The sequence below is a fragment of the Parageobacillus sp. VR-IP genome (genome assembly GCF_013357975.1).
Classification (GTDB): domain Bacteria; phylum Bacillota; class Bacilli; order Bacillales; family Anoxybacillaceae; genus Saccharococcus; species Saccharococcus caldoxylosilyticus.
This window is the reverse complement of record NZ_JABVYQ010000002.1, coordinates 451121-469174: the sequence shown is the minus strand read 5'-3', so window position 1 is coordinate 469174 and position 18054 is coordinate 451121. Positions and strand designations below refer to the sequence as shown.

Sequence of the window (18054 nt, the reverse complement as noted above, 5' to 3'; positions counted from 1 at the left end):
GTAAAAAGTGCTATGTTATAATAAATACATAAATTGTATAAACAGGCATGGAGGTTTCCGCATTTGTGAGTCTGAAAAATTTATATCGTTTTGAACGCGTTCATTTATCGCTCGCCGCCTTTAGCCTCTGTTTCTTTGTTTTGCATCGCGTTGGGTATGAGCAGTTGATGCCGTTTTACGACGGGACGAGCTATGTTTCTATTCATCTAATTTTAGAGTTTATTAGCATTGTTGTTTCCTTTTCCATCGCCATTCAAGGGTGGATGATTTTTCCGCATACGCTGTCGATGCAGCGGTTATGGCTGGCGGCGCTCTTTTTTTCCGTTGGGATATTGGATTGGTTTCATACGCTGGCCTATCCGGGCATGCCGCCGTTTTTAACGCGGCCGTCGTTTCATGAGTCGGTTTGGTTTTGGATATTAGCACGGAGTACCGCGGCGTTAGGGTTGTTGTTTATTTTTTCACGTCCGGATGAAGTGATAGAGCAACCGAGCGACCATCGGCTCCATGCATTTTTCTTTTCGTTTGTATATACGGTTGCGATGATTGTCGCCGTTTATTTATATTCTTCGATGTTGCCAGCTGTCGTTGTGGAGGGAAAAGGAACAACGCTCTGGAAACACGGAATGGAATATGCGGTATGTTTCATTCACGCCGCGACAATGATTTGGATATTCCGCCGCTATTGGAAGCGACGGTCGCCAGCGCTGTTATATTTGTTGCTTGCTTTGTTTTTCTTTATCCTTTGCGAATGCCAGCTGGCGATGGATGTCGGCGTTAACGATTTATACGCGCTATGGGCCCATATTTATAAGGCTGTCGGTTTTTTGTATTTCATGAGAGGTATTTACTTAGAAAATATTGAACAGCCATATATTGAGTTGAAGCAGCACGAACAACAGCTTGAAATGATGACCAATGCCCTTGGCGAAGGGGTCATTATGCTAAACCGGGAAGGGCGGATCGTATGGATGAATCCGGAAGCGGAGCGGCTGTTAGGCTGGTCGTTTGCCGAGGCGAGGAATAAGCCGCTGTTTGAATTTATATATCGCGTCGGCTCGACAAGTGACGTGTGGAGCCGCAAAGATCTTATTCGCCTGATTAAGCCGTTAAAAAACGGGGAAGTCATCCGCGTGGATGAAGAGGAATTCTGCCGCAAAGACGGAACGTATTTGCCGGTGAGCTATACGTTGGCGCCGGTGTTGGAAAACGGGACGTTGACGAGCATGGTGGTCGTATTCCGCGATATGACGGAGAAAAAAGAAAAGGAGCGGTTGGAACGCGAGCGGCAGCAGCTTGATTTGGAGCTGTCGCTGGCCGCCAACATGCAGCGATCTCTTCTCCAGGACCTAAAGGAGATGAAACTGCCTTCCTATGTGGATGTCGGGGTATTAAGCGTTCCTGCCCGCATTTTAAGCGGCGACTTTTACCATTTTTCCGCTCACCAGGCGTCCTTTTCCGTCGGCATCGCTGACGTGTCGGGAAAAGGGATCCCGGCGGCGATGCTGATGACGTTAATGAAGTTTATTCTTGACCGCACTCTTCATTACGGAACGCAGCCGCATATTTATTTGGATTTATTAAATCGGTTTGTGTATGACTATACGGAGGCGTCCATGTTTGTCACGATGTTTGTTGGAAATTACAATGAAAAGAACCATACATTTTCCTACGCAAGCGCGGGGCATGAGCCAGGCCTTTTATATCGGGCGGAAACGCATGAATGCGTGCCTCTGGCAACAGAAGGATGCGCGCTTGGGCTGTTTCCGCAGTTTGCCTTTGAAACGAAGTCTGTCCGCCTGGAGTCAGGGGATATCATTTTGTTATATACCGATGGGGTGACAGAGCGGCGAGACAGCGAAACAGGGGATGACTTTTCTGTATTGGCCGAGATGATGAAGAAAATCGATACGACAAAATCGGCGCAAGAAATCATTCATGATTTGTATGAACAAGTAAAAGCATATCACCAATACGAGATTAAAGACGATCAGACATTGCTATTGCTTCGCCGCAAATGAGAAAAAGGAGAAAAGGGTCCTTTTCTCTTTTTTTGTGCCGTTACAATGTATTGGTGGCCGCTAACCATTGTTTGAGCTTTTTCATGGCTCGCTTTTGAATGCGGCTGACAGTCATTTGGGAAATGCCAAGCTGGCTCGCGATAGAGCGCTGGGTTTCGCCGCGGTGGAAAATCCTCTTCAGTATGAGCCGTTCTTGTTCGCTTAGCTTTTGCATCGCATCTTCTAAGTCGAGGCGGTTAATCAGCGTTTCAAAATCATCCGTTTCGTCGGCGACGAATTCGCCAATCGTGCTCGCGTCTTTTTTTCCATCCTGCAGCGGCGCATCCATGGAAATGGCTTGATAATGCTCGCGACCTGCTAAAATTTCAATCGTTTCTTCAACGGATAAGCCTAAATATTGGGCAATTTCTTCGACATTCGGAGAGCGTTCCAGCTTCATGGTTAGCTCGTCAATCGCTTGTTGCACTCTGGCGCCTTTTTCTTTTACTTTCCGTGGGACTTGAATATACCATGCTTTGTCGCGCAAATAGTTTTTCATATAGCCGATCAAGCTTTTCATCACATACGGCTTCAGGTTTGTCTCTTGGTTTGGGTCATAATGCTCTAGCAGCCTTAAAAAAGAAAGGCGTCCAACCTGGAATAAGTCTTCGTAAAGATCGGGGCGGTTGCGCGACATTTTTTTGGCGGCGGCGATGATCAGCGGTTCAAAATGGAGCAGTAACTTGGTCGCGACTTCTTCTGCCTTCGTCCTTTGGTAATCGCGAATAAGCTGCTTAAGGTTGCTCTTGGATGGAAGAGGAGGATATGAATTCATGGTTATGCTCTCCTTCGTTCCGATTGAGAAATTTGGTTAAAATAACTTCCGTTCCGTCAATCGTTAATACTTCTACTTGATCCATCAATGCCTGCATCATAAACAAACCGAGACCACCGATTTTCGCAGCGTCTAATGATTGATGGTGAAGGGATGCCGCCTGTTTTGCTTCTTGTTCGTAGTTAAAGCTTTTCCCATAGTCTTTGACGATGATGCGGATGGCATCGGGCTGCATTTCAAAACGAAGATCGATGCGTCCGGGTTCATCATCATAGGCATGAAGCACGACGTTATTGCACGCTTCCGAGACGGCGACTTTCATGTCTTCGATGTCTTCGTAGGAAAATCCCATTTTTGCCGCCACTCCGTATAACGAAAGGCGTGCTAAGTCGATAAACTCTGCTTTCGCTGGGATCGATAGCTGCACAACTTGTTCAAACTCTTTCATCGTTCGCCTTCTGTCCTTTCTGTTTTGTTGTTTCACGTTCTGCTGCAAAAAAGCGGGAGACGCCGGTAAGGTCGAATAAACGTTGTATTTTCGGCGGAATGTTCTCAATCAAAACAGGAGCTTGCAATTGCTGGCGCCGTTTTAGTAATGATACAAAAATACCGATTCCGGTGCTGTCAATATAGGTTAAATCCTTCAAATCGATGGCAAGCGTTTTGGTTTTATCATTGGCCAGCGGTTCGGCGATGTTTCGGAATTGTTCAGCGCTTGCCAAATCGAGCTCGCCTTTTACATAGATGACATGCCTGTCGCTCTGTTCCTCATGAATGACGTCAAACAGTTTCGTGTTCATTGTCTGTTCACCTCATTGCCGAATGATGGATGCTTTTTGTTTATATCATTATCATACCATAAATTGGGCTATTGCAGTGGATCCGGTATTTTCCCGTACGCTTGTAGTTCTTTGTTGGTTCGCAGTTTTTCCATTTGTTTTCCGAGCAACTTAACGTCTTTTTCATTATTCGTCATATAGCCGCTGATCAATTCCTGGCTTTCCTTTGTTTGTACGGTGGCACCGCATTTTTCCAAAATGTCCATCCAGCTCTCATGAACAGGTTCATCAATCGCTAACAATATGCTTCTTGAGTGGCTATGCTTTATGTTCTCGAAAAGATGGGTTTGGTCAAAAGAAGAGGATACAGTCACGCCTGTTTCGTTTTGGATATATTTCGCCGCCTCTTCATCCGTCGTGGCGATCGCAAGACGATGTTTTGGCAGGGCGGCCTGTAACAATGCGTGAATGGCGCGAATGGCTTCCGATGTTTTCGCAAAAACAGCAACAACGGCCATCAAACCACTCCCTTTCAATGTTTACAACAGATTTACCCATATTTTAAAATATTGAAACAGCAACTATGATGGATATTTTTTAGGAGAAGAAAAAGGAGGAAATGGAATTTATCTCCCTCTCTGAACGGTTTATTTAGCCTGTTCGATTTGGTACATTAATAATAAGCAAACGAAAAGGGGTTAGCGAGATGGCTATTTTGAAAAATGACTGGGCTCCGCTATTGGAAGAAGAGTTTCATAAGCCATATTACATAAAACTGCGCGAATTTTTGAAAGAAGAATACCGTACACGGACGATTTATCCGGACATGTACGATATTTTTAATGCGCTTCACTATACGCCGTATGCGCAAGTGAAAGTCGTGATCTTAGGACAAGACCCGTACCACGGGCCGGGACAGGCGCACGGGCTGAGTTTTTCTGTCAAACCGGGAGTGCCGCTGCCGCCGTCGCTTGTCAATATTTTTAAAGAGCTTCACGATGATTTAGGATGTTACATTCCAGACAATGGATATTTGGTAAAATGGGCGAAGCAAGGAGTGTTGTTATTAAACACTGTATTGACGGTGCGTCGCGGGCAGGCCAATTCCCATAGAGGAAAAGGATGGGAGTTTTTCACGGATCGCGTCATTGAGCTCGTAAACGAAAAGCAAGATCCGGTCGTCTTTCTTTTGTGGGGGCGGCATGCGCAGGCTAAAAAAGAGCTCATTACGAATCGGCATCACTACATTATTGAGGCGCCGCATCCAAGCCCGTTTTCGGCGTCACGCGGCTTTTTTGGCCATCGCCCGTTTTCGCGGACGAACGCGTTTTTGCAGCAATGCGGGTACGATCCGATTGACTGGCAGATTGAGAACATAGGAAACAAAGCTTAAGTGATATGGATGAGACGAGGAGTGAACACATTGGCGATTTCGATTGCGACGATTTTGGCAAAAATGGAGGAAGAGCTGCAAAGAGCAAGGACGGCGGGCAGCCCGCAGCGCGTGCGGGAGCATATCGCCGCTGTGCGTGCTTTATGCGACTTGGTGTTGGAAGAAGAGGAAAAACGAGAAATGCCGGCGGTTTCTTTGCCGGAAGCGCCGCCGCTTTTGATTCGGCAAGAAAAGGGAGAGCGAATCGATATCGGCGACGATGCGAACGGTCCGTCGCTATTCGATTTTTAAGCGTGATTTTCTTATAATCGGTAGGCAAAAGGGAATAATGGTCAATAAACGGAGGTGGCAATATGTCAGATCGTTTTGATTTTTTCCCTTTTGTTGATACCGATGAAAATGAAGTAAAATTGTCCCACGATCGTTACGAAGTATATGTGAACGGCGATTTTGTCGGATATAAGACGCTGTTTGGCTCTAATGAGGACGTAGTGGATGTGGAACAGTTTTTGCGAAACCAAGGTTTTTCGCAAATTGAAGCAAAAGTGGATGGCGATCATTATGAAATTCACGCCGACCGTGATGAAGAAGAAAAAGTGAAAAAAGTGCTGGAAATGTATTTACAGCAGCGCTGAAAAACCCTTCTGAAGCAGAAGGGTTTTTCTTTGTTGTCGAAATACGTTATGATAGGGGTGAAAACTGTGCAGGAGAGGGCGGAGATACCATGAAAACGTTTGTCTTCCTTGGAGCGCTGAATGCCTTTTTAGCTGTTGCGCTGGGGGCGTTTGGGGCGCACGGGCTCGAGGGGAAAATTCCCGACCGTTATTTTGAAATATGGAAAACAGCGGTGCAGTACCAAATGTTTCATGCGCTTGGCCTGTTGGCCGTTGGGCTGCTGCTTGGCAAGTTTCCGCAAGCAGGCTTGATCAGCATAGCCGGCTGGATGATGTTTGTCGGCATTGTCTTATTTTCCGGAAGCTTGTATGTGTTAAGCGTGACGCAAATCAAACCGCTTGGAGCGATCACCCCGTTTGGCGGCGTTGCGTTTTTAATTGCGTGGGTGTTGATCGGTTATGCGGCAATGAAAATAGGTTGAAAGGAGCGTTTCCATGAAGCGCTCCTTCTTTCTTTTTCCGAATATAAACGGTTCTTTGCGGGTGGCAAATGGCTGAAAGTTTTTCTGACGTTCATTTACGGGGATAACCATATGCCAAAAACAAAGAGCAATCCGAAGACCCAGTGATGCCAGGCAGCCCATTTCATGCCGCTGATTTCTTCCATCCGTTCGGCTCCACAGCGGAAACACCAGCGAAGCCGAATGGCTAGTGGCAGAGCAAGCAAGGCTATTCCCGCTGTCCATGGAACGATATGGAAAGCGATCAAACTAATCATGGACAAGTAGGCGAGGGCGAGTATAACGGCAAGAAAACGTACAGCGCCCGCGCGTCCGAGAACGATCGCCAAGGTGCGGCGAAATGTCCGGTCTTTTTCGATATCGCGTATATTGTTGGATAAAATCATGGAAGCGATCAGCAGGGCGAAAGGAAAAGAGACCGCAAAAACCTGGACATCGGGTGGATCGCCTTGCACGGTATAGGCGAGGGAAGTGGCCACCGGTCCCATGAATACAGCAGCGACAAGCTCCCCTAAGCCTAGCGACGATAAAGGACGTGGGCCAGCCGAGTAGGCGTAACCGAACAGGATTCCTAAAGTGCCGGCGATGGCAATCCATAAACGGCTGTGCCAGGCTAGGTATGCACCAAGCAGCACCGCCGCAGAGAGCATGACACCGGCGACAGCAGGAACAACATGATGAGCGGGGCCGCGGCCGAATGACGGATCTCCGGGTGTCGCCCACTTGTCGCGGTCTTGGCCGCGCAGGACGTCAAAATAATCATTTAACATATTTGTCGCCGCTTGTACCAATAGGGCGGCGACAAGCATTGCCGCAAACATGTCGGCGCGGACGTGCCCCTTTTTAGCGGCTAAGACAGTGCCGGCCAGCACCGGACTGAGCGTGCCAGTGAAGGTTAGCGGCCGCATGAGGTGAACCCACGAAAAGCGATAGGACCAGTTATGACGACGATAACCAGAACGGTGTTTCTTCGTGATGCCCAATCTGTTCACCTCCTTGCAGCATAAGTACGCTTCTATCAGCGCAGCAAAAGCATACAGATGATCAAAGCGACAAAGCCGATGACTTCTACCGACTCTACGGCGACGACGGTCGCCATTGCCTTCGCCAACGGCACGGAGTCACCGCTTTCTGCTTGTTGCCAAAGGGAATCGTCGGTAAAAATGTTTATTGCCTGCCGATAGCCGACAAACACTCCCCATGCCAAGGTAACAAGGCCGATGAGAAGGGCGGCCAGCCATATATGGCCGTATGTCGTGTTCCACAAGTCATGCCAATGGCGGATCGGTCCAGCGACGGTGCCGAGCAAAATGCCGGTTATGATCACTCCGGAGCCTGCCAATGTAAGCGGCCAATGCGTCCATTGCATAAGAGAACGAAAAAATAGCTGCTGCTGGGAAACCGGCATCGTTTTCGCTACGGGATAGATTCCCCAACCGATAAAGAAAATGCCTCCTACCCAAATCATCGCGAGGATAATATGCATTCCCAATAGAATTTTATGAACTACCCAGGCCATGCCGGGTCACCTCTTTTGCTTTGTTCGAGACCATTATACAATGTGGGATGCGGGCTAAGTGTGATTGGCATCACATAATCGGGGGAATGTGCGTCCAGGTTGAAGCTTTTTCAAAGGCGGGGCAGCAGCATAAAAAATAAGGTTGCGTTTAGCAACCTTATTTTTTGCGGTTATCGTGGGGAATAACTGCTCAATTGCGCCGTCGCTCCGGCAAACGGATATTCATAGGAAATTTCTCCTTCAAACACGATGTAATCAAGATAAATCATCGGCAATAAGTAGCGCATTCCTGTTTGCGGATCGCTTAAGATCAAATGGTCGCGCCCTGCCGCTTCGATGTTGCCGCGGAATATTTTTGCGTTCCATTCCCGGTTGTTTTCAAACGTCATATATACGGTAATGAGTTTTCCTTTGTTGAGGCGCAAAATGTTTTCAATGTAAGACTCTTCAATCGGCAGCATCCCCGGAATGGACGGCTGGCTCGCCGTTGTCGGCGTTTGCATTGCGAAAGAAGGCGTTTGTAAGCCAAATGCAGGAGTTGGTGTCGTCATCGGTTGCGGGGAATAGTATGGATAAGCTGTTGGGTAATAAGCTTGTGGATACATATAACCATATGGATACGGCTGATAAGGTTGATAAAATTGATATGGTTGTTGGCGTTCATCGTCTAGAGGATTATACGCATTTTCATAGGAATTTTTCGACATGGAAAAACCTCCTCTAAGGAATTTTAATAATATACTCTTGGGCAATCACTCGGCGATGGCGCAAAAAAGCAATGTGACTTATAACGACCGACGTTCCGTTGACCAAACCACTGTGCTGGACAATCTGCGCCCGCTGGAGGTTTAAAAAACCAAAGCGCATAGGTGGCCGGATGGTACCGCCAGCCGCGAATCACCTGACGGGCTAATTGCATGTCTAGTTGTCTTGCTCGTTGATAAAAATATCCTTTTTGCACTGCTTCAAAACCGCCCGGGCTTTGAAATACCATTTGGCGGATGGTGCGTATCCCCCGGAAGTCAAGGCAATTGGCAATGCAACGGTTCACTCCGACGTTACCTACCATTAACATGCCAAGCCGTCCGTCACCTTCTGCTTCCGCCCGCATCAGCCTTGCCAGCAGTCTTACGTCTTCCTCTGTATGTGCAACAACAGCCATGTCGTCACCTCAATTGTCTTTTTTCTCGATAATAATAGGCTATTGATACAAAGGAGAAATGGTGACAACGTCCTCGTAATTTTTCTAAGCGAATTTCTGATTTATATGTATGGGGGAAAAAAGCGGGATATGACAGAAAAAAGGGGGCTGTCCGACAAAAATGAAGCACATGCGAAAAAAGCCCGCTCCTTCAGTGAAGAAGCGGGGATTCATTACACATGGAAAAACGACGATACCTTCTCTGCTGTTAAGCGATTGCCGACAAAAAACGATCCGAATTCTCCATAGCGGGCGCTCACTTCATCAAATCGCATTTCGTAAACGAGTTTTTTAAATTGCAAAGCGTCATCGGAGAATAATGTAACACCCCATTCAAAGTCATCCAAGCCGACGGAGCCGGTGATAATTTGCGTCACTTTGCCGGCGTATTTGCGGCCAGTCATGCCATGGGCGCGCATTAAATTGCGCCGTTCTTCCATTGAAAGCATATACCAGTTGTCATTGCCTTGCCGGCGCTTGTCCATCGGATAGAAACAAACATGCTTCGTTTTCGGCAAAATTGGATAGAGGCGGCGCCGCACTTCCGGAATTTGATAAGGGTCCTCATTGCCGGAGGCTAGGTAGTTGCTTAGCTCGACAACGGAAACGTAAGAATAGGCCGGTACTAAACATTCAGCCAGTTTTGTTTTGTTTAGCGCCGTTTCGATTTCGTTTAATTCTTCGATCGTTGGACGCAAAATCATGAACATAAGGTCTGCTTTTTGCCCGACGATCGTATAAATGGCGTGGCTGCCTTCTTTTTTATCTTCTGTTTCTTCCCATTTTTCGACTAAAGATAAAAACTCATGAATCGCTGCTTCGCGCTCATCGCTCGTTAAAGTTTTCCACGCACTCCAATCGATCAAGCGGAAATCATGAAGGCAATACCAGCCATCGAGTGTTTGTGCCGCTTCGCTCATATTTTGTTTCACTCCTTGTTTATATATAGTTTACATTTTCACTATACCATAGTTTAGCCAAAAAACGCGCGAAAGCCGCATAGGAAGCGGAGTAAACTGAATTATTTTAATAAAACAACTATTTGTTGTAAGGGCTTAACTTCATTGCGTTTCTCCATAATAAGAGTATGCTAGTATATAGGGGATTTTATTAGTTGAGGAGGATTCGTTCGTGAGCAATGATTTATTTTCCGCATTAAAAGCAAAAGTAGCAGGAAAGCAGCGAAAAATCATCTTTCCGGAAGGATTGGATGAGCGTATTTTAACAGCGGTAAGCCGCCTGGCAAATGAACAAATTGTAATGCCGATTTTGATCGGCAACAAAGAAGCGGTAAAACAAAAAGCAAGTGAGCTTGGATTGACGCTTCCGAATGTCGAAATCATCGATCCGCACCAATACGAAGAAATGGACGAGCTTGTTGCTGCATTTGTCGAACGCCGTAAAGGAAAAGTGACCGAAGAAGCAGCGCGTGAAATGCTTCTTGATGAAAATTATTTTGGCACCATGCTTGTGTACATGGATAAAGCGCATGGGCTTGTAAGCGGCGCGGCCCATTCGACTGCCGATACAGTGAGACCGGCACTGCAAATTATTAAAACGAAACCAGGTGTCCGTAAAACGTCAGGCGTATTTATTATGGTGCGCGGTGACGAGAAATACGTGTTTGCCGATTGTGCAATTAACATTGCGCCAGACAGCCAAGATTTAGCGGAAATCGCCGTTGAGAGCGCCAATACAGCCAGAATGTTTGATATCGAACCGCGCGTGGCGATGTTAAGCTTTTCGACAAAAGGATCGGCAAAATCGCCGGAAACGGAAAAAGTCGTTGAAGCGGTGCGCCTTGCAAAAGAAATGGCCCCAGACTTAGTATTAGACGGAGAGTTCCAGTTCGACGCAGCGTTCGTTCCATCTGTCGCGAAAAAGAAAGCGCCAGATTCGGTGATTCAAGGAGATGCAAACGTATTTATTTTCCCAAGTTTAGAAGCGGGAAATATCGGTTACAAAATCGCACAACGTCTTGGCAACTTTGAAGCGGTAGGCCCGATTTTGCAAGGGCTCAATAAGCCGGTGAACGACCTGTCGCGCGGCTGCAACGCCGAAGATGTGTACAAACTGACGCTCATTACTGCAGCGCAATCGCTGTAATGCGGAAAAAGGATGACAAGAACCGTCATCCTTTTTCTATATATTATGATATAATTTTTTAAAATTACTTTGCTTAGGGAGATAAACATAATGGTTCACGAATTGTTGCAGCAGGCGAAATGGCGTATTATTGACCAATCGCATTTCGGCCCGATGTTTGATGCAAGACAATCGTTTGCTATTGATGATACGCTTTGCACATCGGTTGGAACGGGACAGTCTGATGCCGTCGTCCGCACCTGGGTGCATTACAATACGGTCGTGTTAGGGATTCAAGATACAAAGCTTCCCCATCTGCAGGAAGCCGTGTCTTTTTTAGAAACAAACCAATACAAGGTGATTGTCCGCAATTCCGGGGGACTTGCCGTCGTGCTTGATGAAGGGGTGCTCAATGTATCGCTTGTTTTTCCGGAAACGACGAAAGCGATTGATATTCATCAAGGATATGAAGCAATGTGGCAGCTCATAAAGGCGATGTTTTCGTCTTACGGCAAAGCGATTGAAGCGCGGGAAATCGTCGGTTCATATTGCCCAGGCAGCTATGATCTCAGCATTGGCGGCAAAAAATTCGCTGGCATTTCACAGCGGCGCGTGCGCGGCGGCGTAGCGGTGCAAATTTATTTATGCATCAATGGAAGCGGCTCGGCGCGCGCCGAGCTAATCCGCCGTTTTTATGAGCTTGGATTGCAAGGAGAAGCGACGAAGTTTTCCTATCCAATTATTGTTCCAAGCACGATGGCGTCGCTTTCGGAATTGCTCGGGGACGAGCTGACCATCCCGGCCGTGATGCTTCTTTTATTGCGCACGCTCCAGTCGTTTGGCGGCCAGTTATACTCCTCGACGTTGACGGAGGAAGAGCTGTCTTTATACGAATATTATTGGGAGCGCATCGTTCGCCGCAACGAAAAAGCGTTCGTTACATGATAAAGGCTGCCCCGTTTTCCTAGGGCAGCCTTTATTATTCTGCGATTTTTTCCAGATTTCCGTTTTGGTCCATGCGGAATTTGAGAGCCTGGCGCTCCTCTTCTTCTTGCAAAACAAGCTTGCGGGCTCTATTAATAATTCTTACTAATGTTTCGTAATCTTCTTGAATCGTGGAAGAGTTTTCTTCTAGTTTGGCAATTTTCTTTTCTAATTCTTTATTTTTCGCCCGCATTTCTTCATTTTCTTTGCGCAGACGTTCATTCTCTTTTGTCAATACTTCGTGCCGGCGATGAGCCGTTTTTAACGTTTGCAAAAAGGAAATCACTTGATCTAATGTAATCGATGATGATTCACTAGCGGAAGAGACAACCGCCGGCAACTGGGTGATTTCCCCGATTTCTGCCAACGAAGGAACGGGAGGATTGTAAAGCAGTTTTTTCTTCCCGCCTTGCTGTCCCAAAAGCCGCTGTCTTTCTTTGCGCTGCCGTTTGGCAAGCTGCAGCGCTTGTTCGTAACGGCGCCGGACGACCGCATTCCAGCGGAAGCCGCAGGCCGCCGATGTCCTGTTTAATTTATCGCCGACTTCTTCAAACGCGTTTAGCTGTGTGCTCCCTTCACGCACATGACGCAACACTGTTTCTGCTAATAGCAAATCTTCTTCTTCTGTCCATGCATCTTGCCGTTGTTTCATCGTTCTCAACTCCCCTTTTTCTTGTTTGCTAGTAGAAGCATGGCCAAAAATAGTAAATTTTATACATTTTTTAGTTTCGGTGAATCAAAAATTGCAAGAATTGTGCACGAACCGCGTGATGGGAGCGTATAGAGAAAGAAAATGGAATAGAGGCCGGAAGCCAACAAACTTGCAATAGGCAAAAAGAAGCGTTAGAATACACGATAGTGTAAACAAACGCAAGCGAGCGCAAAGAAAGGGTGAGCCAGCATGGCAAATGAATTTCGCGTTTGTGATGACTGCAAAGCGCCAAATTTGAAAACGTTGATTCCGCGTTTGAAAAAGTTGGATCCAGATGCGACCATTAAAATCGGCTGCCAGTCGTATTGCGGCCCGGGCCGCAAAAAGACATTTGCCTTTGTCAATAACCGTCCGGTCGCAGCATTGACAGAGGATGAGCTGATCGAAAAAATTGCCGAAAAATTAAAGAAGAATTAAAAAATCGCCTTCCTTTTTGATAAGAAGGTGATTTTTTGTTTCTATATTTTGGGAAATAATGAGAGGTAAAGAAGAAAAAAAGAAGTATTTCTTTATAAAAGAAAACGGCTTATAATAGATTCATGTTAGAAATGGAAGAGGGGATAACATGGCATATCCCGGCGGGCAGCTGAGTGAGGAAAAAGTATTTAAGGATCCAGTGCATCGATACATACACGTTCGTGATAAAGTGATTTGGGATTTGATCGGAACGAAAGAATTTCAGCGTTTGCGCCGCATTAAACAGCTCGGCACGACGTATTTGACGTTTCACGGCGCCGAGCATAGCCGCTTTAACCATTCGCTTGGCGTCTACGAAATTATTCGCCGTATTATTGATGATGTGTTCGTCGGCCGTGAACATTGGGACCATAGTGAGCGGCTTCTTTGCCTATGTGCGGCGCTATTGCATGATTTAGGTCACGGGCCGTTCTCCCATTCCTTTGAAAAAGTGTTTCGGCTCGATCATGAAGATTTCACCCAGGCCATTATTTTAGGGGATACGGAAGTGAACGCTGTACTCCGCCGCGTCAGCGACGATTTCCCGAAAAAAGTGGCGGAAGTGATTGCAAAAACGTATCCGAATAAGCTTGTCGTCAGCTTGATTTCCAGTCAGATCGACGCCGATCGGATGGATTATTTGCTTAGGGATGCATACTACACCGGCGTCAGCTACGGCAATTTCGATATGGAGCGGATTTTGCGCGTCATGCGTCCGCGTGAAGACCAAGTCGTCATTAAGCGCAGCGGCATGCATGCGGTTGAGGACTATATTATGAGTCGTTACCAAATGTATTGGCAAGTCTATTTCCATCCGGTCACGCGCAGCGCCGAAGTCATTTTAACGAAAATTTTGCACCGGGCAAAAAGGCTGTATGAAGAAGGATATGAGTTCCAGACGAAGCCGATTCATTTTTACTCGTTTTTTACTGGGACGGTAGAATTGCAAGATTATTTGCAGCTTGATGAGGCGGTGATTTTGTTTTATTTTCAACAGTGGCAACACGAACGAGATGCGATTTTAAGCGACCTATGCCGCCGTTTTGTCAACCGTCATTTATTCAAATATGTCGAATTTAATCCAACAAACGAGCAGATGACAAAGCTGATCGAACTGACCGGCTTGTTTAAAAAAGCAGGCATTGATCCGGAATATTACTTGGTTGTCGATTCATCATCCGATTTGCCGTATGACTTTTACCGCCCCGGCGAGGAAGGGGAGCGGCTGCCGATTTATTTATTGATGCCGAATGGAGAGCTTCGCGAGCTGTCGCGGGAATCGGTGCTTGTCGATGCCATTTCCGGAAAGCGCAGAACCGATCATAAACTGTATTTTCCCGCTGATTTCATTTATGATTTTTCCACAAAGCGGACGACAAAGAAAAAAATTATTGAAATTTTAGAGGGTTAGGAGATGACGGGGAGTGTTTACAGAACATGCGAAAGTGATGAAGGCGCTGGCGGCAGCTGGGGAAATCGTCGGTCGCAAAAAGCTGCAAAAAATGATTTACATCGCCAAAAAGCTGCAGTTTCCGTTTTACGAGAAGTTTGACTTCCATTTTTACGGACCGTATTCCGAAGAATTAACATGTCGGATTGAGGAGCTTTGTGATTTAGGGTTTTTGCACGAAATGAAAGAGAAAAAAGGCGGGTACTTTCAATATCGCTACACGCTGACGGAAGCGGGCATACAGTTTTTAAACCATTACGATTTGGACATGCCTTATTTGCGTGAATGCATGCAAGATATGAATGAGCAAAACGCGCGGTTTTTAGAGCTTGTATCGACGGTGCTCTATTTTGAGCATTTACCGAAAGAAGAAGTGAAGGAAAAAGTGTTTTTATTAAAAAGCAAGCAGCGCTACACGGAAGAAGAAGTGGAACAGGCGTATGACTATATTGAACAATTGCGCGCTAAAGTAAAAAACGAAGTCCGCGCCTAAACGGGACTTCGTTTTTTCGTTGCGTTAATGCGGCAGGAAGGCAAGCTGATAGAAGAAGAGAACAGCAAAAATATATAAGAGCGGATGCACTTCGCGCCATTTGCCGCGCGTGATTTTTAATAGCGGGTACGAAATAAACCCTAATGCAATTCCCGTAGCGATGCTCGATGTCAACGGCATGCTTAAAATGATGAGAAACGCTGGGAATGCCTCATCGAGCTGATCCCATTGAATCCGGGCGATGCTTCCCATCATTAAGCTGCCGACGATAATAAGCGCCGGCGCGGTAATCGCCGCGATGCCGGATACGGCGCCAACAAGCGGCCCGAAAAAGGCGGATAGCACGAATAAGATGGCGACCGTTAGCGCTGTAATACCTGTACGCCCTCCGGCGGCGACGCCGGAAGAAGATTCGATATACGCCGATGTCGGGCTTGTGCCGAACATGGCGCCGATCGTCGTCGCAATCGAGTCGGAAAGCAGCGCCTCGCGGGCGCGCGGCATTGTTTTTCCTTTCATGAGCCCGGCTTGCTGGGCAACACCGATCATCGTTCCTGTCGTATCAAAAATCGTCACCAGCAAAAAGGAAAACACAACGGCATATAATCCGTAATGGATGACATCGCCGATGGCAGTAAGCGGATTGGCGACAACAAGCCCTTCCGGTAGCGATGGCACGGAAACGAAGCCTTTGTCAAATTTCAATTGTCCGGTGAAATAAGCAATCACTCCAGTGATGACCATTCCAAAAAAGAGCGCGCCGTTGACACCAAGCGACATCAGCACGAGCGTCACTGCCAAGCCGATGAGCGTCAACACCGCCGATGGCGAGTGCAAATCGCCTAGCGCGACTAAGTTTTGCGGATGGGCTTGAATAATGCCGGTTAAACGAAGACCGATAAAGGCGATAAACAAGCCGATTCCTGCGGTAATGCCGTGCTTCAAATTTTCCGGAATCGCTTCAATCAGCTTGCTGCGAAACGGCGTCAACGACAAAATGACAAAAAGGATTCCGGCAACGAACACCGCAGAAAAAGCCACTTCATAAGAAATATTGCCGTGTGAACCGACAACCGAATAAGCGAAATAGGCGTTTAATCCCATTCCCGGAGCGATGGCGATCGGATAGTTGGCAAACAGCGCCATCCATAGCGTGCCGATGACAGTGGCGATAATCGTGGCGGTAAACACTTGCGCAAACGGAACGCCGGCATCCGACAATACGACCGGGTTGACAACGATGATATACACCATGGTTAAAAATGTTGTAAATCCGGCAATGATTTCTGTTTTTAAATTCGTGTTATGTTTCGTTAAATCAAACATCGTTTACCTCCAAAATACGAACATTTTTAAATACGTATATAATAATATTCGTTTTTTAAAAAATCCGCAATAAAAAAGCAAGGAACCATGAAAAAGTTCCTTGCCTGTATGCTTATTGCTCGTCGCTCAATCGTTTTCCGCCGACACCGTAATGATTTTTCGTCATTTCTTCAATGAAAACGACGATTTTGTCTTTCGAAGCGCCCGTTGTTTCTGCAACCGCTTCTGTCACTTTTTCGACAAGTGCCTTTTTTTGTTCTTCTGTGCGTCCGACAAGCATTTTAATGGTTACGTAAGGCATTGGTGCTCCTCCTTTGTTCATCTCTTGTCGTGTTGATTATATCATGAAAAAAGGGGCTTCAGTCCACTTTTTCCGGTAAATCATGTATACTAATAATAAGTTTAATATGTGGAAAAAGGAGTTAAACAGAGTGGAACATTTCTTGCCGTATTCGCTAAGCCAAATTCCATATGTATTGATGGCGCTGATGATCGCTTTTTCGGTGCATGAATTTGCCCACGCGTATGTCGCTTATAAGTTCGGCGATCCGACTGCTAAAAATGAGGGCAGACTGACGCTATCGCCGCTTGCCCATTTGGATTTGCTCGGCACGTTGCTTATTTTTCTTGCCGGTTTCGGCTGGGCAAAGCCCGTTTCGGTCAACCGCTTTCACTTTAAACATCCGCGTCTCGCTGGCATTCTTGTATCGGTTGCCGGACCGCTAAGCAATTTATTGCTTGCCGCGCTTGGATTTATTGTCTGGTACAGCATGGTTTATTTCGGCGTCATGCGGACGCTTCCCGATTGGTTCGCTGCGGGATTTGACCTTTTTTTCCAAATTTTTATCAGTTTAAATGTCGTGTTGTTTATTTTTAACTTGCTTCCGTTTCCGCCCCTTGATGGATATCGGATTATCGAAGATTTAGCCCCGCAAGGTGTTCGTGCGAAAATGACGCAATGGGAAAGCTATGGGGCGCTTTTGTTTCTCATTTTGGTGATGACTCCGCTTGACGGTTATACGATCGAGCCGATTTTTCAAGTAGCGGTTCCGTTTGTCTTGGAAAATTTGCAATCATTTTTTGCCACATTGTTCGTGTGACGTGAAGGAGGGGTGTTTGATGGAAAAAAGGAAGAAAAATATTGGGTTTAACATTATTAAAGATGATCCGACCGACGGCCACCGTGGTTTTGGCGCCGGAGCGCTAAGTTTGGAGAACGTTTCCCCTGTCATTATTGATGTTGAAGCGGGCGAGGCGTTTGTCGACATGGGAGCGATGCATGCCCGCAGCGCGGTGGAGCGGGGCATCAAATTTTCGCCAAACCGCGACGAAGTGCCAAATGGCAGGCCTTATTGGATCGTTTGGGTCACGATTGAACGGAGAGAAGACGGGCCGTATTATGCCGGTGTGACCGCCTGTGAAATGGCGGTCGACCGAGAGGCGCGTCGCGGCTACAAACTGCTGCCGGAACATGTAAATCGTTTAGATAAATCACTAAAGCGTCATATTATCGTTGATCATATGGATGAGAAATCAAAACGGGTGCTTGCGGACTTTTTGAAACAGCACGATATCGAAATGTGGAATCGTTCGAGTGAGGAATTGAAAAAAGGACTGGAAGGCGGAAAATAACAGCGGCAGATGCCCGCGGCTTTCATGAATTTCCATATATGTGACGTTTTTGTG

Annotated in this window: 24 protein-coding genes; 12 read left to right on the top strand and 12 right to left on the bottom strand. The window is 46.7% G+C overall.

Features of this window, described 5'->3' with window-relative positions:
- Positions 1-65: 65 nt before the first annotated feature.
- The gene (locus tag HT574_RS07785) at positions 66-2021 is read left to right on the top strand and encodes an MASE3 domain-containing protein (RefSeq protein ID WP_175244121.1); all 1956 of its coding nucleotides are present in this window, start codon (positions 66-68) and stop codon (positions 2019-2021) included.
- 40 nt (positions 2022-2061) lie between these two features.
- Here HT574_RS07785 and HT574_RS07780 read toward each other — a convergent pair whose 3' ends face one another.
- The 4 genes from HT574_RS07780 to HT574_RS07765 form a co-directional block, all read right to left on the bottom strand.
- On the bottom strand, positions 2062-2835 hold the full coding sequence (locus HT574_RS07780) for a sigma-70 family RNA polymerase sigma factor (RefSeq protein ID WP_175244120.1): 774 nt from the start codon (positions 2833-2835) through the stop codon (positions 2062-2064).
- Positions 2795-3283 carry an anti-sigma B factor RsbW gene (rsbW, locus tag HT574_RS07775; protein WP_175244119.1) on the bottom strand — a complete coding sequence of 163 codons (489 nt, stop codon included), beginning with the start codon at positions 3281-3283 and terminating at the stop codon, positions 2795-2797. The genes HT574_RS07780 and rsbW overlap by 41 nt, the downstream gene beginning before the upstream one ends.
- On the bottom strand, positions 3270-3635 hold the full coding sequence (locus HT574_RS07770; RefSeq protein ID WP_175244118.1) for an STAS domain-containing protein: 366 nt from the start codon (positions 3633-3635) through the stop codon (positions 3270-3272). Before HT574_RS07770 ends, rsbW begins: the two co-directional genes overlap by 14 nt.
- 68 nt (positions 3636-3703) lie before the next feature.
- On the bottom strand, positions 3704-4132 hold the full coding sequence (locus tag HT574_RS07765) for a hypothetical protein (protein ID WP_175243813.1): 429 nt from the start codon (positions 4130-4132) through the stop codon (positions 3704-3706).
- 188 nt (positions 4133-4320) lie between these two features.
- Between HT574_RS07765 and HT574_RS07760 the strand changes: the two genes are divergently transcribed.
- From HT574_RS07760 to HT574_RS07745, 4 genes are all read left to right on the top strand, one after another.
- Complete coding sequence (locus tag HT574_RS07760) at positions 4321-5007, top strand: uracil-DNA glycosylase (RefSeq protein WP_042406881.1); 687 nt, start codon at positions 4321-4323, stop codon at positions 5005-5007.
- A 30-nt stretch (positions 5008-5037) separates the two neighbouring features.
- A complete protein-coding gene (locus tag HT574_RS07755) occupies positions 5038-5298 on the top strand; it encodes a YwdI family protein (protein WP_017436936.1) in 261 nt (86 codons plus the stop codon).
- Between the two features lie 62 nt (positions 5299-5360).
- Positions 5361-5642, top strand: coding sequence for a hypothetical protein (locus HT574_RS07750; RefSeq protein WP_175244117.1), 282 nt, complete (start codon positions 5361-5363; stop codon positions 5640-5642).
- 89 nt (positions 5643-5731) lie between these two features.
- Positions 5732-6103, top strand: a complete 372-nt coding sequence (locus HT574_RS07745) for a DUF423 domain-containing protein (protein WP_175244116.1) — start codon at positions 5732-5734, stop codon at positions 6101-6103.
- 95 nt (positions 6104-6198) lie between these two features.
- Here HT574_RS07745 and HT574_RS07740 read toward each other — a convergent pair whose 3' ends face one another.
- From HT574_RS07740 to hemQ, 5 genes are all read right to left on the bottom strand, one after another.
- Complete coding sequence (locus tag HT574_RS07740) at positions 6199-7050, bottom strand: prenyltransferase (protein WP_175244115.1); 852 nt, start codon at positions 7048-7050, stop codon at positions 6199-6201.
- Positions 7051-7160: 110 nt separating this feature from the next.
- A complete protein-coding gene (locus HT574_RS07735) occupies positions 7161-7661 on the bottom strand; it encodes a hypothetical protein (protein ID WP_175244114.1) in 501 nt (166 codons plus the stop codon).
- Between the two features lie 170 nt (positions 7662-7831).
- A complete protein-coding gene (gerQ, locus tag HT574_RS07730) occupies positions 7832-8368 on the bottom strand; it encodes a spore coat protein GerQ (RefSeq protein ID WP_175244113.1) in 537 nt (178 codons plus the stop codon).
- Positions 8369-8391: 23 nt separating this feature from the next.
- Positions 8392-8823, bottom strand: coding sequence for a cell wall hydrolase (locus HT574_RS07725; protein WP_175244112.1), 432 nt, complete (start codon positions 8821-8823; stop codon positions 8392-8394).
- A 212-nt stretch (positions 8824-9035) separates the two neighbouring features.
- Positions 9036-9782, bottom strand: a complete 747-nt coding sequence (hemQ, locus tag HT574_RS07720; protein ID WP_175244111.1) for a hydrogen peroxide-dependent heme synthase — start codon at positions 9780-9782, stop codon at positions 9036-9038.
- Positions 9783-9993: 211 nt separating this feature from the next.
- Between hemQ and pta the strand changes: the two genes are divergently transcribed.
- Complete coding sequence (gene pta / locus HT574_RS07715; protein ID WP_175244110.1) at positions 9994-10968, top strand: phosphate acetyltransferase; 975 nt, start codon at positions 9994-9996, stop codon at positions 10966-10968.
- Positions 10969-11058: 90 nt separating this feature from the next.
- The gene (gene lipL / locus HT574_RS07710; RefSeq protein WP_175244109.1) at positions 11059-11892 is read left to right on the top strand and encodes an octanoyl-[GcvH]:protein N-octanoyltransferase; all 834 of its coding nucleotides are present in this window, start codon (positions 11059-11061) and stop codon (positions 11890-11892) included.
- Between the two features lie 34 nt (positions 11893-11926).
- Here the strand turns inward: lipL and HT574_RS07705 are convergent, their stop codons facing one another.
- Positions 11927-12583 (bottom strand): RsfA family transcriptional regulator, encoded by a 657-nt coding sequence (locus HT574_RS07705; RefSeq protein ID WP_042406856.1) that lies wholly within the window; start codon positions 12581-12583, stop codon positions 11927-11929.
- Between the two features lie 249 nt (positions 12584-12832).
- Here HT574_RS07705 and HT574_RS07700 point away from each other — a divergent pair, with 249 nt between their 5' ends.
- The 3 genes from HT574_RS07700 (at position 12833) to HT574_RS07690 (ending at position 15042) form a co-directional block, all read left to right on the top strand.
- Positions 12833-13060 (top strand): YuzB family protein, encoded by a 228-nt coding sequence (locus tag HT574_RS07700; RefSeq protein WP_017436925.1) that lies wholly within the window; start codon positions 12833-12835, stop codon positions 13058-13060.
- 148 nt (positions 13061-13208) lie between these two features.
- Positions 13209-14510 carry an HD domain-containing protein gene (locus tag HT574_RS07695; protein ID WP_017436924.1) on the top strand — a complete coding sequence of 434 codons (1302 nt, stop codon included), beginning with the start codon at positions 13209-13211 and terminating at the stop codon, positions 14508-14510.
- A gap of 13 nt (positions 14511-14523) precedes the next feature.
- A complete protein-coding gene (locus HT574_RS07690; RefSeq protein ID WP_017436923.1) occupies positions 14524-15042 on the top strand; it encodes a YwgA family protein in 519 nt (172 codons plus the stop codon).
- 24 nt (positions 15043-15066) lie between these two features.
- Here the strand turns inward: HT574_RS07690 and HT574_RS07685 are convergent, their stop codons facing one another.
- Positions 15067-16368 (bottom strand): NCS2 family permease, encoded by a 1302-nt coding sequence (locus tag HT574_RS07685; protein WP_175244108.1) that lies wholly within the window; start codon positions 16366-16368, stop codon positions 15067-15069.
- Positions 16369-16480: 112 nt separating this feature from the next.
- A complete protein-coding gene (locus HT574_RS07680) occupies positions 16481-16669 on the bottom strand; it encodes a 2-hydroxymuconate tautomerase (RefSeq protein ID WP_175244107.1) in 189 nt (62 codons plus the stop codon).
- 130 nt (positions 16670-16799) lie between these two features.
- Here HT574_RS07680 and HT574_RS07675 point away from each other — a divergent pair, with 130 nt between their 5' ends.
- Positions 16800-17468 carry a site-2 protease family protein gene (locus tag HT574_RS07675; protein WP_175244106.1) on the top strand — a complete coding sequence of 223 codons (669 nt, stop codon included), beginning with the start codon at positions 16800-16802 and terminating at the stop codon, positions 17466-17468.
- A gap of 19 nt (positions 17469-17487) precedes the next feature.
- On the top strand, positions 17488-18000 hold the full coding sequence (locus tag HT574_RS07670; RefSeq protein WP_175244105.1) for a YwhD family protein: 513 nt from the start codon (positions 17488-17490) through the stop codon (positions 17998-18000).
- Positions 18001-18054 lie beyond the last annotated feature (54 nt).

What these genes read in the sequence shown, in the direction of transcription:
- HT574_RS07780 (WP_175244120.1), bottom strand. Translation starts at nt 2,835, where the DNA reads ATGAATTCATATCCTCCTCTTCCATCCAAGAGCAACCTTAAGCAGCTT.
- rsbW (WP_175244119.1), bottom strand. Translation starts at nt 3,283, where the DNA reads ATGAAAGAGTTTGAACAAGTTGTGCAGCTATCGATCCCAGCGAAAGCA.
- HT574_RS07770 (WP_175244118.1), bottom strand. Translation starts at nt 3,635, where the DNA reads ATGAACACGAAACTGTTTGACGTCATTCATGAGGAACAGAGCGACAGG.
- HT574_RS07765 (WP_175243813.1), bottom strand. Translation starts at nt 4,132, where the DNA reads ATGGCCGTTGTTGCTGTTTTTGCGAAAACATCGGAAGCCATTCGCGCC.
- HT574_RS07760 (WP_042406881.1), top strand. Translation starts at nt 4,321, where the DNA reads ATGGCTATTTTGAAAAATGACTGGGCTCCGCTATTGGAAGAAGAGTTT.
- HT574_RS07750 (WP_175244117.1), top strand. Translation starts at nt 5,361, where the DNA reads ATGTCAGATCGTTTTGATTTTTTCCCTTTTGTTGATACCGATGAAAAT.
- HT574_RS07745 (WP_175244116.1), top strand. Translation starts at nt 5,732, where the DNA reads ATGAAAACGTTTGTCTTCCTTGGAGCGCTGAATGCCTTTTTAGCTGTT.
- HT574_RS07740 (WP_175244115.1), bottom strand. Translation starts at nt 7,050, where the DNA reads ATGCGGCCGCTAACCTTCACTGGCACGCTCAGTCCGGTGCTGGCCGGC.
- HT574_RS07735 (WP_175244114.1), bottom strand. Translation starts at nt 7,661, where the DNA reads ATGGCCTGGGTAGTTCATAAAATTCTATTGGGAATGCATATTATCCTC.
- gerQ (WP_175244113.1), bottom strand. Translation starts at nt 8,368, where the DNA reads ATGTCGAAAAATTCCTATGAAAATGCGTATAATCCTCTAGACGATGAA.
- HT574_RS07725 (WP_175244112.1), bottom strand. Translation starts at nt 8,823, where the DNA reads ATGGCTGTTGTTGCACATACAGAGGAAGACGTAAGACTGCTGGCAAGG.
- hemQ (WP_175244111.1), bottom strand. Translation starts at nt 9,782, where the DNA reads ATGAGCGAAGCGGCACAAACACTCGATGGCTGGTATTGCCTTCATGAT.
- lipL (WP_175244109.1), top strand. Translation starts at nt 11,059, where the DNA reads ATGGTTCACGAATTGTTGCAGCAGGCGAAATGGCGTATTATTGACCAA.
- HT574_RS07705 (WP_042406856.1), bottom strand. Translation starts at nt 12,583, where the DNA reads ATGAAACAACGGCAAGATGCATGGACAGAAGAAGAAGATTTGCTATTA.
- HT574_RS07700 (WP_017436925.1), top strand. Translation starts at nt 12,833, where the DNA reads ATGGCAAATGAATTTCGCGTTTGTGATGACTGCAAAGCGCCAAATTTG.
- HT574_RS07695 (WP_017436924.1), top strand. Translation starts at nt 13,209, where the DNA reads ATGGCATATCCCGGCGGGCAGCTGAGTGAGGAAAAAGTATTTAAGGAT.
- HT574_RS07685 (WP_175244108.1), bottom strand. Translation starts at nt 16,368, where the DNA reads ATGTTTGATTTAACGAAACATAACACGAATTTAAAAACAGAAATCATT.
- HT574_RS07680 (WP_175244107.1), bottom strand. Translation starts at nt 16,669, where the DNA reads ATGCCTTACGTAACCATTAAAATGCTTGTCGGACGCACAGAAGAACAA.
- HT574_RS07670 (WP_175244105.1), top strand. Translation starts at nt 17,488, where the DNA reads ATGGAAAAAAGGAAGAAAAATATTGGGTTTAACATTATTAAAGATGAT.